This window comes from Caulobacter sp. P1_D6 (assembly GCF_056406095.1).
Genome location: NZ_JBFUAW010000019.1, coordinates 35,915 through 49,695 on the forward strand (window position 1 = coordinate 35,915; position 13,781 = coordinate 49,695).

Sequence of the window (13,781 nt, forward strand, 5' to 3'; positions counted from 1 at the left end):
CAGTCCAGTTTTCGATTTCGCGGTTGCGTTATAGCGCCTCATGCGCGCGACGCCAGGGCGTCGTCAAGTCGCCCCAGAGACTCGTCGCGGCCGAGGGCGGTCATGATCTTGTTCAGGTCGGGCGCCTGGGAGCCGCCGGTGAGGATTCCGCGCAGCGACGGACCGAACTTGCCAAAGCCCACGCCCTCGGATTCCGCGAAGGATTTCAACAGGGTTTCCAGCTCCGACACGCCCCAGACCGGCGCCGCGCCCAGCTGGGCGCGCAGGCGGATCAGCCGCTCGACGGTCTCGTCGGTCAGTTGCTTGACGGTCTTTTCCTCCAGCGCCAGCGGACGCACCTTCAGCGCGAAGGCGCAGTGCTCGGCCAACTCCAGGATGGTCTTGGCGCCTTCCTTGACCTGCGGCACCACGGCCAGCAGGCGCGCGGCGGCGTCGGCCGGCAGCTCGGCCTTCTGGGCCTGCAGCGCCTTTAGCGTCAGGTCGGCCAGGCGGCCGTCCTCGGCCACGCGCAGGTGCTGGCCGTTGATGAAGTTCAGCTTGGCCCAGTCCAGGCGGGCGGGGGCCTTGACCACGTCCTTGACGTCGAACCAGCTGATCGCCTGTTCGTCGCTGAACACCTCGTCGTCGCCGTGGCCCCAGCCCAGGCGGGCCAGGTAGTTGCGCATGCCCTCGGGGATGTAGCCCATGTCGGCGAATTCGCCGACGGCCTGGGCGCCGTGGCGCTTGCTGAGCTTGGCGCCGTCCGGGCCGTGGATCAGCGGGATGTGGCCGAAGGCCGGCAGGGTCCAGCCGTTGGCCTGGTAGATCAGGGTCTGGCGGGCGGCGTTGTTCAGGTGGTCGTCGCCGCGGATCACGTGGGTGACGCCCATGTCGTGGTCGTCGACCACCACGGCCAGGTTGTAGGTCGGAGCCCCATCCGCACGGAGCAGGACCAGGTCGTCCAGGTCGGCGTTGTTGAAGGTCACTGGGCCCTTGACCAGGTCGTCGACCAGGGTCGTCCCCTCGGTCGGACCCTTGAAGCGGATGACGTGCGGCAGGCTCGGGTCGTTGGGGGGCGGGGCGTCGCGCCAGGGCGAGCGCAGGGCCGGCCCGCCGGCCCGGGCGGCTTCGCGGGCGGCGGCCAGTTCCTCGACGGTCATCCAGCAGCGATAGGCGCGGCCGGCGGCCAGCATCTCTTCCACCACCGCGCGGTGGCGGTCGGCGCGGCTGTACTGGAAGACGACCTCTTCGTCGGATTTCAGGCCCAGCCAGTCCAGGCCCTCGAAGATGGCGGCGACGGCCGCCTCGGTCGAGCGCTCGCGATCGGTGTCTTCGACGCGAACAAGGAACTTCCCACCCGTATGGCGTGCATATAACCAGTTGAACAGCGCCGTGCGCGCGCCGCCGATGTGCAGGAAGCCGGTCGGCGACGGGGCGAAGCGGGTGACGACGCCGGAAGCGGTCGTGCCGGAAGTGGTCGGGGGGGAATTGGTCATAGAGATCAAGGCTGACGGACTGGAGGCCGGTGGAACGGCTAGGACCGCGACATCGGATAGATCCGCTGGCGGCTGGGCGGGGCGTCTTAGCACGCGTCTTCGCGCGCTTCCTAGCCTGGGAGCGGTAACAGCTTCGCTGATCGGTGAGATCGCCGCCAATCGCGAGCGCTGGATGCTGTGGTCGCCCGTGGCGCTCGGCCTGGGCGCGGCCGGCTATCTGGAACTGAAGGCCGAACCGTCCTGGGCGCTGCTGGTCGGAACGGCGGCGGGATTGGCGCTTCTGGCGTGGCTGGTCGGGCGACGCTCGGCCAGCGGCCTGTCGGTCTTGCTGGTGCTGGCGGCCTTCCTGGCGGCCGGGGCGGTGGCGGGCAAGGTCCGCTCGCATGCCGTCGCCGCGCCGATCCTGGCGGGCGAGCGGACGGTCATGACGATCGACGGCTTCGTGGTCGACGTGGTCAGCCCCGGCGCGGGCGGGCCGCGCCTGCTGATCGCGCCGGTCCAGATCAGTCGTCTGGCGCCCGAAGACACGCCCAAGCGGGTGCGGGTGACCGTCGAGGCCGAGGACATTCCCGCGCCGGGCCAGGCGGTCCGCCTGCGGGCCATGCTGGGACCGCCGCCGCCGCCGGCCGCGCCGGGGGCCTACGACTTCGCCCGCGACGCCTGGTTCCATGGCGTGGGCGGCGTCGGTTTCGCGATCGGCCAGTCGCGGCCCACGGCGCTGGACTCGCCGCCCTGGCGGCTGCGCGTGGCCATGGCGGTCAACGCCTTCCGCTGGCGGCTGGCAAGCCGCATCGTCGACGACATGGGCCCCGAACGCGGCGGCATCGCCGCGGCCATGGTCACCGGCCACGAGGCCTGGATCACCAAGGATCAGACCGAGGCCATGCGCGCCTCGGGCCTGGCGCACATCCTGTCGATCTCGGGCCTGCACATGGCCATCGTCGGCGGCTTCGCCTTCGGCCTGGTGCGCCTGCTGATCGCCGCCTGGCCGTGGGCGGCGCTGCGGGTTCCGGGCAAGAAGGTCGCGGCCCTGGCGGGCCTCGCCGCCGTCGGGACCTATCTGGTGATCTCCGGCGCGCCGCCGCCGGCCATGCGAGCCGCGATCACCGCCACCGTGGCCTTCGCCGCCATCCTGTTCGACCGCCAGGCCATCACCCTGCACGGCCTGGCGATCGCGGCGCTGATCATCCTGCTCGTCCAACCCGAATCCGCGGGCGCGCCCGGATTTCAAATGTCGTTCGCGGCCACCGCCGCTCTGGTGGCCTTGGCCGAGGCCTGGCCGCGCCCGGTGCGCGAGATCTCGGCGCCCTGGTGGATCCGGGCCATCCAGGGCTCCCTGAGCTGGCTGGCGGTCAGCGTCGGGGCCAGTTTCGTGGCGGGCATGGCGACGGGACCGTTCGCCATGCAGCACTTCAACCGCGTGGCCGTCTGGGGCTTGCCGGCCAACCTGGCGGTCGCGCCGCTGTCGTCGTTCGTGATCATGCCGTTCCTGGCGCTGGGCGCGGCCTTGGAGGGCTTCGGCCTGGGCGAGCCGTTCCTCACCGTGGCCGGCTGGGGCATCGGCGCGATGATGTGGATCGCCGAGGGTTTCGCCAACGCCGGCGGGGCCCAGCACGTGGTGGCCAGCGGCCCGCCGTTCACCCTGGCCCTGGCCTTCGTCGGATTGATGCTGCTGTGCCTGTGGCAAGGCCGCCTGCGCTGGCTGGGCGTGCCTCTGGCTCTGGCGGTGGCGCTGTGGCCGCGCGCGACGCCGCCCGATGTCTGGATCGCCCCGGACGGGACCACGGCGGCGGTGCGTCAGGGCCGCGAGGCGGTGTTGCTGCGTCCCGACGCCCGCCGCTTCGGGGCCGAGCTGTGGGGCCGCCGCCGGGGCCTGATCGTGCCGGAAAGCGCCGCGCCCAGCCCGCTCTACGTCTGCGAGCGGCGGTCCTGCGCCCCAGCCGCCGATGCGCTCGTGGCCTTGGCCCTGTCGTGGAGCAAGTCCGCCCCGGACTTCGAGACCCTGGCGACGATGTGCGCCGAGGCGGAGATCGTCGTCCTGCGCGGGGCCGCGCCGCCCATCCCGCCGGCCTGCCGCGATCGGATCGTGCTCGACGCCGACGACTTCGCGGCCGGCGGTGCGGCCGAGCTCTATCGGCGCGGCGGCGAATGGTGGATCGTTTGGGCCCAGCCGTTGCGAGGCGTCAGGCCCTGGACCGGTGTTTCGGAGCGCTAGACATGCTCGAGGCCAGATGTTGAGAGTTTGGGGCCGGCGCAGTTCGGCCAATGTCCAGAAGGTGCTGTGGCTGGTCGGCGAGCTGGACCTGCCGCATGAGCATATCCCGGCCGGCGGCGACTTCGGCGGGCTGGACGAGCCGGCGTTCCGGGCGATGAACCCGCACGGCAAGGTTCCGGTGATCGCGGACGGCAAGGTCATGGTCTGGGAGTCGCACGCCATCCTGCGCTACCTGGCGGCCGCCCATGGCGCGGACCGGTTCTGGGCCGCCGATCCGGCCGCCCGGGCGGCGGTCGACGGCTGGATGGACTGGGCGCAGACCGCGCTGCAGCCGGCCTTCCTGAGTGGCGTGTTCTGGGGCGGCTATCGCACGCCGAAGGCCCAGCGCGACGAAGCCGCCGTGGCCAGGGCCCTGGATCAAACCGCTCGTTGCCTGAGCCTGGTCGACGCACAGTTGGCGGACCGCCCCTTCGTCGTCGGCGAGACCCTGTCGCTGGCGGACATCGCCATCGGCGCGCACCTCTACCGCTATTTCGAGCTGGAGATCGAACGACCCGCCTTGCCGGGCCTCCAGGCCTGGTACGAGCGCCTGCGGGCCCGTCCGGCCTACCGGGAGCATGTGATGGTCCCGTTCGGCGAACTGAAGGGCCGGCTGGCTTTCTGAGCCCGAAGGCGAGGTCGGGCGTTAGGCCTGGAACGAACGACGGAGGCGATCATGGAGCGGCAAGGCGGCTGCGCCTGCGGGGCGGTGCGATACGTGGCTGAGGGCGGACCGCTGCGGGTGGGGCTGTGCCACTGCATGACCTGCCGCAAGCGCCACGGCGCGCCGTTCAACGCCTTCGCGGCGTTCCGGACAGACCGGGTGCGGATCGAAGGTTCGCCGGCGATCTGGGCCGGCGCCGAGCACGGCCTGCTCCACGGCTGTCCGACCTGCGGCTCGCCGCTGTTCTGGACGGCGGAAGGCGAGGGCGACGGCGAGATCGAGATCCATCTGGGCGGGCTGGACGACACCGGCCAGTTCACGCCGCAGTACGAGGTCTGGGTGAAGCGGCGCGAGCCGTGGCTGCCGCCGCTGAACGTGCCGCAATATGTGGAGAACCGGCCGGCGGGGATGGCGTCTTGAATGCCAAACCCCCGCTCATCCCGGCGAACGCCGGGACCCAGATGGGATGGCGGAGCGCTCAAATAGAAAGGCGCTGAGTCCGTCCAATCAGACTCAGCGCCTTACGATCTGGGTCCCGGTGTTCGCCGGGATGAGCGGATCGAAAACCTAATGATAGCGCCGGATCAGGCCCACCAGCTTGCCCTGCACCTCGACCTGGTCGGGGCCGAAGATGCGGGTCTCGTACTTGGGATTGGCGGCTTCCAGGGCGATCGAGCCGCCCTTCTTGCGCAGGCGCTTGAGGGTGGCTTCCTCGCCGACCAGGGCCACGACGATCTCGCCGCTGTTGGCGGTGTCGCCCTTCTTGATGATCACATAGTCGCCGTCGAGGATGCCGGCCTCGATCATCGAGTCGCCCTGGACCTCGAGCACATAGTGCTCGCCGCTGCCCAGCATGGTCTCCGGCACCGGCAGGCGCTCGCGTTCGTGCTGGATGGCGTCGATCGGGGTGCCGGCGGCGATGCGGCCGAGGATCGGCAGCTCGCGGGTGGTGTCGGCGGCGATCGGCGCGCCCGGCGCCGACGGCGGCTGGCCGCCGCCTTCCAGCACCTGTGGCTTGAAGGTTCCTCGACCCTTCGGCGGCGCGGCCGCCGTGGCCTGCTGGGGCAGCTTGACCACTTCCAGCGCACGGGCCCGGTGGGCCAGGCGGCGGATGAAGCCACGCTCTTCCAGCGCCGTGATCAGCCGGTGGATGCCCGACTTCGACGCCAGGTCCAGCGCCTCCTTCATCTCGTCGAAGGAGGGGGAGACGCCGGTCTCCTTGATCCGCTCGTGGATGAACATCAGCAGCTCGTGCTGCTTGCGCGTGAGCATGTCCGGCCTCGCCAGTCGTCGCGGAACAAACCGCAAACCTCTGTGAATGTTCTCTAGGTGTTCTTCGTTGATGTCAAGTTAACGGTGTTCGCCGGGAGGGCGGGCGAATTCCCGAGGAAATACAGAGGCCGGACTGGGGCGAAGCGGGGCGAACGGGTGATCAAGGCCGCCCCGGAGGGAATCAGGCGGCGTTGACCCCGCCTGGTGGGACCTGTCGCGGATTGCGGACCCTGACGGAGTCCGGCTACGGAGTCGGAACGCGCGGCAGGTTGGAGAACCGGATGGCGACGGGCGAGACGATCACGCTCAGGCTGACGATCCAGGACCCCGTTCCCGGATGCGCTTACAGCCTGCAGGACAAGAAGAGCCAGGCCGTCGGTCAGGTCGTCGCCGGCGGCGGACCACTGTCGTTCGACGTTCCCGTGCGCGTCGCGCCGGGACCGAAGTTCCTGGGGGAGTTCGTCCGCAGCGAAGGACCGGAACGGCGCTTCGTCTACATCGCCATCGGAGGCCAGGCGGGCGCGGGGGCGTCGCCCTGGAGCCGGCGCGCCAAGATCGACATCCACACGCTGCCGACCGACCTGCTGGATCAGGCGCTGGCCGGCAAGGTCTTGGAGGCCTGCTTGCCCGGAAGGGACAAGGACGGCGGTCCGGCCTGCGCGACGGTGCGCCCGCTACGACCCTGGCGGGTCGCGGACTGACCGGGTCCTAGCCCAGCAGCGCCTTCGTCGCCGACGCCACGTCGGCCTGGCGCATCAGGCTTTCGCCGACCAGCATGGCCTTGGCGCCGGCCGCTTCCATGCGCACCGCGTCGGCGGCGACGAACAGGCCGCTCTCGGTGACCAGCAGGGCGTCCTTGGGAGCCTGGGCGGCGAGGCGTTCGGTGACGGCCAGGTCGACCACGAAGCTCTTCAGGTCACGGTTGTTGATCCCGACCAGGGTCGAGCCCAGCTTGCCGGCCCGGTCCATCTCGGCCTCGTCGTGCACCTCGACCAGGGCGTCCATGCCCAGGCGCGCGGCCTCGGCCATCAGGTCGGCGGCCAGGGCGTCGTCGATCATCGCCAGGATGACCAGGATGGCGTCGGCGCCCAGGGCGCGGCTCTCGGCCACCTGCCAGGGGTCGACCAGGAAGTCCTTGCGGATGCAGGGCAGGGCGACCGCCGCGCGGGCGTCGATCAGGTAGCCGTCGGCGCCCTGGAAGCTGGGGCCGTCGGTCAGCACGGACAGGCAGGCCGCGCCGCCGGCGGCGTAGGCGCGGGCCAGGGCCGGCGGATCGAAGTCGGCGCGGATCAGGCCCTTGGACGGCGAGGCCTTCTTGATCTCGGCGATCAACGACAGCTTGCCGGGCGCGTGGTGCGCCTCCAGCGCGGCCTTGAAGCCGCGCGGGCCGTTGGCGGATCGGGCGGCGGCGTCGACCTGGGCGAACGACCGGCGACGCTTACGATCGGCCACGTCCTCGCGCTTGTAGGCGGCGATCTTGGCGAGGATGTCGGTCATGCGGTCACTACTTCGGTATTGGTGGCGGCGACCAATCCGGCCAGGGCGGCCTGGGCGCGGCCGTCGTCGAGCACGGTGCCGGCCAGTTCCACGCCTTCGCGCAGGGTCTCGACCCTGTCGGCCACCAGGAAGGCGGCGGCGGCGTTGAGCATGACGATGTCGCGATAGGCGCTCTTTTGGCCGCCCAGCAGGGCGGTCAGGGCGGCGGCGTTGAAGGCGGGATCGCCGCCGGTGATGTCGGCCAGGGCCGCGCGCGGTAGACCGACGGCTTCCGGGGTGATCGTGAACAGCCGCAGGGACCCGTCGCGCCATTCGGCGACCTCGGTCTCGCCGGTTGTGGTCAACTCGTCCATGCCGGCCCCGTGCACCGACCAGGCCCGCTCGGCTCCGAGCGCACCTAGGGCCTTGGCCACCGGTTCGACGAAGCGATGGGCCGAGACGCCCACCACCTGGCGCTTGGCGCCGGCCGGATTGGTCAGCGGGCCCAGCAGGTTGAAGATGGTGCGGAAGCCAAGCTGCTGGCGGATCGGCGAGACGTGCTTCATCGCGCCGTGGTGCGACTGGGCGAACAGGAAGCAGATGCCGGCCGTATCGAGCGCGTGGCGCTGCTGGGCCAGGCTGGCGTCGATATTGACCCCCAGGGCGGCCAGGACGTCGGCGGTGCCCGACTTGGAGGTGATCGCCCGGTTGCCGTGCTTGGCGACCTTGAGGCCGCCGCCGGCGGCCACGAAGCCCACGGCGGTGGAGATGTTCAGGGTGTGCAGGCCGTCGCCGCCGGTGCCGCAGACATCGATGACGTCATACGGGTGCTCAAGGTGGATGGCCGCGCGGCGCATGGCGCGAGCGCAGGCGGTGATCTCGCCCACGGTCTCGCCGCGCAGGCGCATGGCGGTGACCGCCGCGGCCACCTGGGCCGGGGTCGGCTCGCCGCGCAGGCAGGCGGCGAAGAAGATCTCGGCGTCGTCCTCGTCGAGGGTCTGGCCGTCGGCGAGCTTGGCCAGCAGAGGCTTGAAGGCGTCCGACATGATCTAGACCCAGATCGCCGCGTCGCGCTGGACCTTGGCCAGGTCCAGGAAGTTGGCCAGCAGCTGGTGGCCGCCCTCGGTGGCGATGGACTCGGGGTGGAACTGCACGCCGTAGACGGGACGGGTCTTGTGCTGCACGCCCATGATCTCGCCGTCCTCGGTCCAGGCCGTGATCTCCAGGTCGTCGGGCAGGGTGGCCTTGTCGACCGCCAGGCTGTGATAGCGGGTGGCGATGAACGGGTTGGGCAGGCCTTTGAACACGCCCTGGTCGTTGTGGAAGATCTTGCTGGTCTTGCCGTGCATCACTTCCTTGGCGCGGATCACATCGCCGCCATAGGCCTGGCCGATGGCCTGGTGGCCCAGGCAGACGCCCAGGATGGCCAGGTCGTCGGGCGCGCCGCGCAGCAGCGGCAGGCAGATGCCGGCCTGGTCGGGGGCCTTGGGGCCGGGCGACAGCAGCACCGCGTTCGGCCGCAGGCCCAGGGCTTCCTGCACCGACAGGTCGTCGTTGCGGTGCACGACGGTGTCCGCCCCCAGCTCGTTCAGGTAGTGGACGAGGTTGTAGGTGAAGCTGTCGTAGTTATCGATGACCAGGATCATGACGCCGCCAAGCTCTTGAATGGACCGCCCGAACGCTGCGGGCCCTGCGCGGTCGTGGACGCAGGGTACATCGTTCAGTTCAGCTCGGGTTGCAAGGCCTAGGGCTCGGACCTGGGCCAACGGGACGGCGGCGTGACGCCGCCCGCTGGCGGTGGTGATCCGGCGGCCGACCAATCAGGCCGGCAAGCCCTCGACATGGCGCGCCAGCTTTTCGAGCGTCTGATAGCCGTATTCGACGGCGCCGAAGCCGATGCCCGCGTCGCGCTGCGCCTTGGTCGGATGGATCTGACGCAAGGTGATCACGGTCTTGCCGTCGTCCTGTTCGTCGAACGTGATGGTCGTCCGGAAGCGGCCCGGATCGTCGTCGGTGTCCAGGCCGTGATCGAACTCGATCAGGGTCGGTCGCTCGATACGGAGGAACTGCATCCGGCTGGACCAGCACTGGCCGTCCGGCGCGGTCATGTCGAAGCGCCACAGGCCGCCGACACGGATGTCGATCTCCTTGGTCTCGATCTCAAAGCCGGCGGGGCCAAACCAGTGCGGCAGATGTTGCGGGTCGGCCCAGGCGGAAAACACGATGTCGCGCCGCGCATCGATGACCCGCGAGAGAACGATTTCGCGATCGAGCGCCCATTGCGAAAGCGCGGCGTTGGTGGACGAGGTCATGATCGGATCCTTCGATTGGGATGGATGTGTTGGGGCGTCGATGACGCTTTCGAACCCCGGAGATCGTGGTCGCGGCGAGCCCGCCGTTCGTGGAGCTCGATCGTTTCAGCCTTCGCTTCCGGGCTTCTTCTCGATTGTCTTCACATAGGCCTCGAGCTGATCCAGGCGGGCCTCCCAGACCGCACGGTGCTCGGCCAGCCAATGTTCGGCCTCGGTCATGGCGGCCGGCTTCAGGCGGCAGGTGCGGACGCGCCCGCTCTTCCGGGATTCCACGAGGCCGACGGCCTCCAGAACCCGGACGTGCTTCATCAGGCTGGGCAGCGCCATGTCGAAGGGGCGGGCGAGTTCGCCGATCGAGGCGTCGCCCTCGCCCAGGCGCGCCAGGACGGCTCTCCTGGTCGGGTCGGCGAGGGCGCCGAACACAAGGTCGAGACTCGATGATAAGTTATCCATGTGGCTAACTATCTGTGCGTGTCGACGGTTGTCAATAACAGTTATCTGATTGGCTAACTAAATCGCGCGGAGCGAGGCGGCCGCCTAGCCGCCTAGCCGCCTAGCCGCCTAGCCGCCAACCCGCTTCGCCAGAGCCGCCGCCATCGCCGCCACGACGCTGTCCCAATCGCCGTGCGTGGGCTGTCGGAACTGACGCAGGTCCGCGTACCAGGGGCTGTCCTCGCGCCCCAACTCCCACCGCCAGCAGGTGTCGAAGCGGTTCAGCAGCCAGACCGGCGTGCCGATGGCCCCCGCCAGGTGGGCGACGGCGGTGTCTACGGTGATCACCAGGTCGAGATTGGCGACCACGGCGGCGGTCTCCACGAAGTCGGTCAGGTCGTCGCAAAGGTCGAGCAGGGCCATGCCGGCCGGCGGGATCCTGGCCTGGGCGGCGGGGGCGTCCTTCTGCAGCGAGACGAACGAGACGCCGGGAACGGCGGCCAGGGGCGCCAGGGCCGCCAGGGTGACCGAACGCTTGCGGTCGATGGCGTCGGCGTGCGGCTCGCCCGGGCGCAGGCCGCCGGCCCAAACCAGGCCGACCTTCAGGCCCTTCAACGAGGTTAGGCGCTGCGCCCAGGCCGCCACGCGGTCCGGATCGGGGCGCAGGTAGGGCGCGCCGTCGATCGTCTGGTGGTTCTGGTCCAGCACGCCGGCCAGGCTGAGCAGCGGCAGGTGGGCGTCGAAGGCGGGCAGGGGATCGCCGCGCCCGATGACCTCGATCCCCGGCCATTGGCCGCGCAGCAGGGAGACCAGCGGCCCTTGCGTCTCGAAGACCAGCCGCGCGTCGGGCGCCAGGCGGGCGGCGGCCAGCGGAACCAGGCGGCAGAACTGCAGGGTGTCGCCCAGGCCCTGTTCGGCGTGGATCAGCAGGACGCCGCCGGGCAGGGACGAGCCGTCCCATTCGGGCTGGGCGAAGCCGCGCAGGCGAACCCGATAGCCGTCGGACTTCCAGCGCCAGTGATATTCCGCCCAGCCCTCCGGCAGCCGGCCAGCCAGCAGCAGGATCAGGCCCAGATTATAGTGCAGGTCGGCGTCGCCGGGCGTCAGGGCCAGGGCGGCGCGATAGACCCTCTCGGCGTCGGCGATCCGGCCCAGCGCGTGCAGCAGCACGCCCAGGTCGTTCATGATCCTGGCGTCGTCCTGCCGGCGGCGCAGGGCCTCCTGCAAGGCCTGGCCGGCGTCTTCCAGGCGCCCCTGAGCGTGCAGCGACTTGCCCAGATTGTGGCAGGCGTTGACGTAGCCGGTATCCCGGGCGATCGCGGCGCGGAAGCAGGCCTCGGCCTCGGCGTGTCGGTCCAGGCCGTCCAGGGCGATGCCGAGGTTGTCCAGGAACACCGGCGAGTCCGGCGACAGCGCGACGGCCCGCTGATAGGCGGCCAGGGCCTCGGCCTTGCGGCCCTGGCCGCGCAGCACGACGCCCAGGTTGCTGTGGACGTCGGCCAGGTCGGGATTGACGGCGATCATCCGGCGATAGCGCGCCTCGGCGTCGGCGAGGCGGCCGGCCTCCTGCAGGGTCACGGCTTCGGCGAACAGGTAGTGGAGATTGTCCGGCTCCAGCGCGACGGCCTTGCCGATCCAGTCCAGGGCCAGGTCGGGGCGGCCGAACTGTTCGGCCAGCAGGCTCATCCGTCGCCAGGCCTCGGCGTGGCGGGGATCGGCGCCCAGCACCTCGCTGTAGGCCTCCTGCGCCTCGGCGAAGCGCTGGGCCTGGTGATGGGCCAGGCCTTCCTGGAAGCGGGCGGCGATCAGGTCCTGCACGGCGACTCTCCGCGAACGGCGTACTCGAGCGGCGACTATTCCAGACTTGGGAGCCGGCGCACGCGATTTGCGACGATATGGGACATTGCGGCGCACGGGGGCTCGGGCATGCTGACGTCATGAACCCCGCTGATTCCGCCCTCGATTCCGCCGCGATCGCCTATGCCCGGGCCCTGCTGCGCAAACCGATGCGCCGGCAGAGGATGGGGCCGGTCCTGGCCGCCGCCGCCTTCGCGGCCTTGAGCGCGGTGACCTTCGCCACGGTGATGATCATCGCCCCGCCGGCGGTCGTGCAACATCTGCCGTCGGAGCGTCTGGGCGACTAACGACCCGACGGCGCCTGCTCATCGGGCGCCGGGACGCTGAGACGGCAAGCGTCGCCGCCGTCTATTGCCAGGTCTTGCGATTGCTCCTCCCATGCCTCGCGCAAAACGAGGGGACGATCATGGGCATTTCGCGACGCCGGTTTCTCAGTGCGGTCGGTTCGGCCGGCGGCTATGGGGCCCTCTACACCACCATGATGGGCATTGGCCTGCTGGCCGCGCCCCGCGCCTATGCCGGAGCGCCCAAGCTGGGCCTGGCCGGGGGCAAGGGCGCGTCGGTGGCGATCCTGGGCGCGGGCATCGCCGGCCTGGTCGCCGCCTACGAGCTGCGCAAGGCGGGCTACACGGTCACGGTGCTGGAAGCGCGCGAGCGGCCGGGCGGCCGGGCCTGGTCGGTGCGCGCCGGCTCGAAGATCATCCAGACAGGCCGGCCCGACCAGACGGTCGACTGGGCCGCCGGCAAGAACGACTACTTCAACGCCGGCCCCGCCCGCATCCCGCAGTGGCACCACGCCGTCCTCGGCTACTGCCAGGAACTGGGCGTGCCGCTGGAGGTGATGGTCAACGCCAATCGTTCGGCCAAGCTGGACTTCGCGGGCCAGGTGGTCACCGAGCGCCAGGCGGTCAACGACACCCGCGGCGCCTTCACCGAACTGCTGGCCAAGGCCGTCGACAAGGGCGCGCTGGACCAGGAGCTGACCGGCCTCGATAAGCAGAAGCTGCTGGGCTACCTGTCAGCCTACGGCGACCTTTCCAAGAATAGCTACGCTGGCTCCACGCGGGCCGGTTTCCTGGCCTCGCCGGGCGGCTACGACCACCCGCCCAAGGGCGGGCCGCCGCTGCGCATGGCCGACATGATGAAGTCCAACTTCTGGGGCGCCAGCCTGATCTTCGAGGAGATCATCGACATGCAGGCCACCATGCTGCAGCCGGTCGGCGGCATGGACCGGATCTCCTACGCGCTCTACGAGGCGGTCAAGCCGGCCGTGAAGTTCGAGGCGGTGGTCAAGGAACTGCGCAAGACTTCGAAAGGCGTGAAGATCGCCTATGCCGACAAGGCCGGCGCACAGACGCTGGAGGCCGACTACTGCATCTGCACGATCCCGCTGCCGGTGCTGGCCAAGATCCCGTCCGACTTCGCGCCCCGCGTGAAGCAGGCGATCGCGGCGGCCGAATACCACCACGGCACCAAGGTGGCCTGGGAGAGCCGACGGTTCTGGGAGCAGGACGATTTCCAGTACGGCGGCCTGGGCTGGACCGACGAGGCCAACGAGCTGGTCTGGTATCCCAGCGGCGGCATCGGCGAGAAGACCGGCATCCTGGTCGGCGCCTATTCGATCGGCTTCTCTGGTCCGGCTGCGCCGCCGAAATACGCGGCCATGTCGTTCGACGAGCGCTTCGCCCTGTCGCGCAAGGTGATCGAGAAGTTCCACCCTGGCCACGGCAAGGAGCTGACCAAGCCCTTCACGGTCTCGTGGATGCAGACGCCCTACAGCGAAGGCGTGGCCGTGGGCTGGAAGGAAGAACAGCGCGCCACAGACTATGCCGAGCTCTGCAAGCCCGACGGCGCCTTCTACTTCGCCGGCGAGCACATGAGCTATATCAACGCCTGGCAGGAGGGCGCGGCGCTGTCGGCGCACGAGGCGCTGAAGCTGATCCAGGCAAGGGTGTCGGCGGCCTAGAAGGGCGGTGGGCAGCGGAAACCTCGTCCTTCGACAAGCTCAGGATGAGGTTTCCTACTGTCGAGGCCTGCRA

The 13,781-nt window shown here is 70.0% G+C and carries 14 protein-coding genes; 6 read left to right on the forward strand and 8 right to left on the reverse strand.

What is annotated here, in order from left to right; genetic code table 11:
• Window positions 1-38: 38 nt before the first annotated feature.
• The gene (gltX, locus tag AC1DYP_RS12185) at window positions 39-1,475 is read right to left on the reverse strand and encodes a glutamate--tRNA ligase (RefSeq protein WP_477046552.1); all 1,437 of its coding nucleotides are present in this window, start codon (window positions 1,473-1,475) and stop codon (window positions 39-41) included.
• A 172-nt stretch (window positions 1,476-1,647) separates the two neighbouring features.
• Here gltX and AC1DYP_RS12190 point away from each other — a divergent pair, with 172 nt between their 5' ends.
• The 3 genes from AC1DYP_RS12190 to AC1DYP_RS12200 are packed head-to-tail and all read left to right on the forward strand — an operon-like array spanning window position 1,648 to window position 4,813.
• On the forward strand, window positions 1,648-3,690 hold the full coding sequence (locus AC1DYP_RS12190; RefSeq protein ID WP_477046553.1) for a ComEC/Rec2 family competence protein: 2,043 nt from the start codon (window positions 1,648-1,650) through the stop codon (window positions 3,688-3,690).
• A 16-nt stretch (window positions 3,691-3,706) separates the two neighbouring features.
• Complete coding sequence (locus AC1DYP_RS12195; RefSeq protein ID WP_477046554.1) at window positions 3,707-4,354, forward strand: glutathione S-transferase family protein; 648 nt, start codon at window positions 3,707-3,709, stop codon at window positions 4,352-4,354.
• Window positions 4,355-4,405: 51 nt separating this feature from the next.
• Window positions 4,406-4,813 (forward strand): GFA family protein, encoded by a 408-nt coding sequence (locus tag AC1DYP_RS12200; protein WP_477036271.1) that lies wholly within the window; start codon window positions 4,406-4,408, stop codon window positions 4,811-4,813.
• Window positions 4,814-4,960: 147 nt separating this feature from the next.
• Here AC1DYP_RS12200 and lexA read toward each other — a convergent pair whose 3' ends face one another.
• Window positions 4,961-5,665: a transcriptional repressor LexA gene (gene lexA / locus AC1DYP_RS12205; protein ID WP_477036272.1), complete on the reverse strand. Its 705-nt coding sequence runs from the start codon at window positions 5,663-5,665 to the stop codon at window positions 4,961-4,963.
• Between the two features lie 281 nt (window positions 5,666-5,946).
• Here lexA and AC1DYP_RS12210 point away from each other — a divergent pair, with 281 nt between their 5' ends.
• On the forward strand, window positions 5,947-6,366 hold the full coding sequence (locus AC1DYP_RS12210) for a DUF5990 family protein (protein WP_477046555.1): 420 nt from the start codon (window positions 5,947-5,949) through the stop codon (window positions 6,364-6,366).
• Between the two features lie 7 nt (window positions 6,367-6,373).
• Here the strand turns inward: AC1DYP_RS12210 and trpC are convergent, their stop codons facing one another.
• The 6 genes from trpC to AC1DYP_RS12240 all read right to left on the reverse strand — a co-directional run bounded on the left by trpC (window position 6,374) and on the right by AC1DYP_RS12240 (window position 11,703).
• Window positions 6,374-7,162: an indole-3-glycerol phosphate synthase TrpC gene (gene trpC, locus AC1DYP_RS12215; RefSeq protein ID WP_477046556.1), complete on the reverse strand. Its 789-nt coding sequence runs from the start codon at window positions 7,160-7,162 to the stop codon at window positions 6,374-6,376.
• Entirely contained in the window at window positions 7,159-8,187 is a 1,029-nt protein-coding gene (gene trpD / locus AC1DYP_RS12220) for an anthranilate phosphoribosyltransferase (protein ID WP_477046557.1), read from the reverse strand. Before trpD ends, trpC begins: the two co-directional genes overlap by 4 nt.
• Before the next feature lie 3 nt (window positions 8,188-8,190).
• The gene (locus tag AC1DYP_RS12225) at window positions 8,191-8,787 is read right to left on the reverse strand and encodes an aminodeoxychorismate/anthranilate synthase component II (protein ID WP_028037584.1); all 597 of its coding nucleotides are present in this window, start codon (window positions 8,785-8,787) and stop codon (window positions 8,191-8,193) included.
• Between the two features lie 174 nt (window positions 8,788-8,961).
• A complete protein-coding gene (locus AC1DYP_RS12230; RefSeq protein ID WP_477046558.1) occupies window positions 8,962-9,453 on the reverse strand; it encodes an SRPBCC family protein in 492 nt (163 codons plus the stop codon).
• 105 nt (window positions 9,454-9,558) lie between these two features.
• Window positions 9,559-9,876 carry an ArsR/SmtB family transcription factor gene (locus AC1DYP_RS12235; RefSeq protein ID WP_477046559.1) on the reverse strand — a complete coding sequence of 106 codons (318 nt, stop codon included), beginning with the start codon at window positions 9,874-9,876 and terminating at the stop codon, window positions 9,559-9,561.
• A 138-nt stretch (window positions 9,877-10,014) separates the two neighbouring features.
• Entirely contained in the window at window positions 10,015-11,703 is a 1,689-nt protein-coding gene (locus tag AC1DYP_RS12240) for a tetratricopeptide repeat protein (RefSeq protein ID WP_477046560.1), read from the reverse strand.
• 119 nt (window positions 11,704-11,822) lie between these two features.
• Between AC1DYP_RS12240 and AC1DYP_RS12245 the strand changes: the two genes are divergently transcribed.
• Together AC1DYP_RS12245 and AC1DYP_RS12250 are read left to right on the forward strand one after the other, a co-directional pair.
• On the forward strand, window positions 11,823-12,029 hold the full coding sequence (locus tag AC1DYP_RS12245) for a hypothetical protein (RefSeq protein ID WP_477036279.1): 207 nt from the start codon (window positions 11,823-11,825) through the stop codon (window positions 12,027-12,029).
• A 119-nt stretch (window positions 12,030-12,148) separates the two neighbouring features.
• Window positions 12,149-13,708, forward strand: coding sequence for a flavin monoamine oxidase family protein (locus tag AC1DYP_RS12250; protein ID WP_477046561.1), 1,560 nt, complete (start codon window positions 12,149-12,151; stop codon window positions 13,706-13,708).
• The last annotated feature ends 73 nt before the right edge of the window (window positions 13,709-13,781 follow it).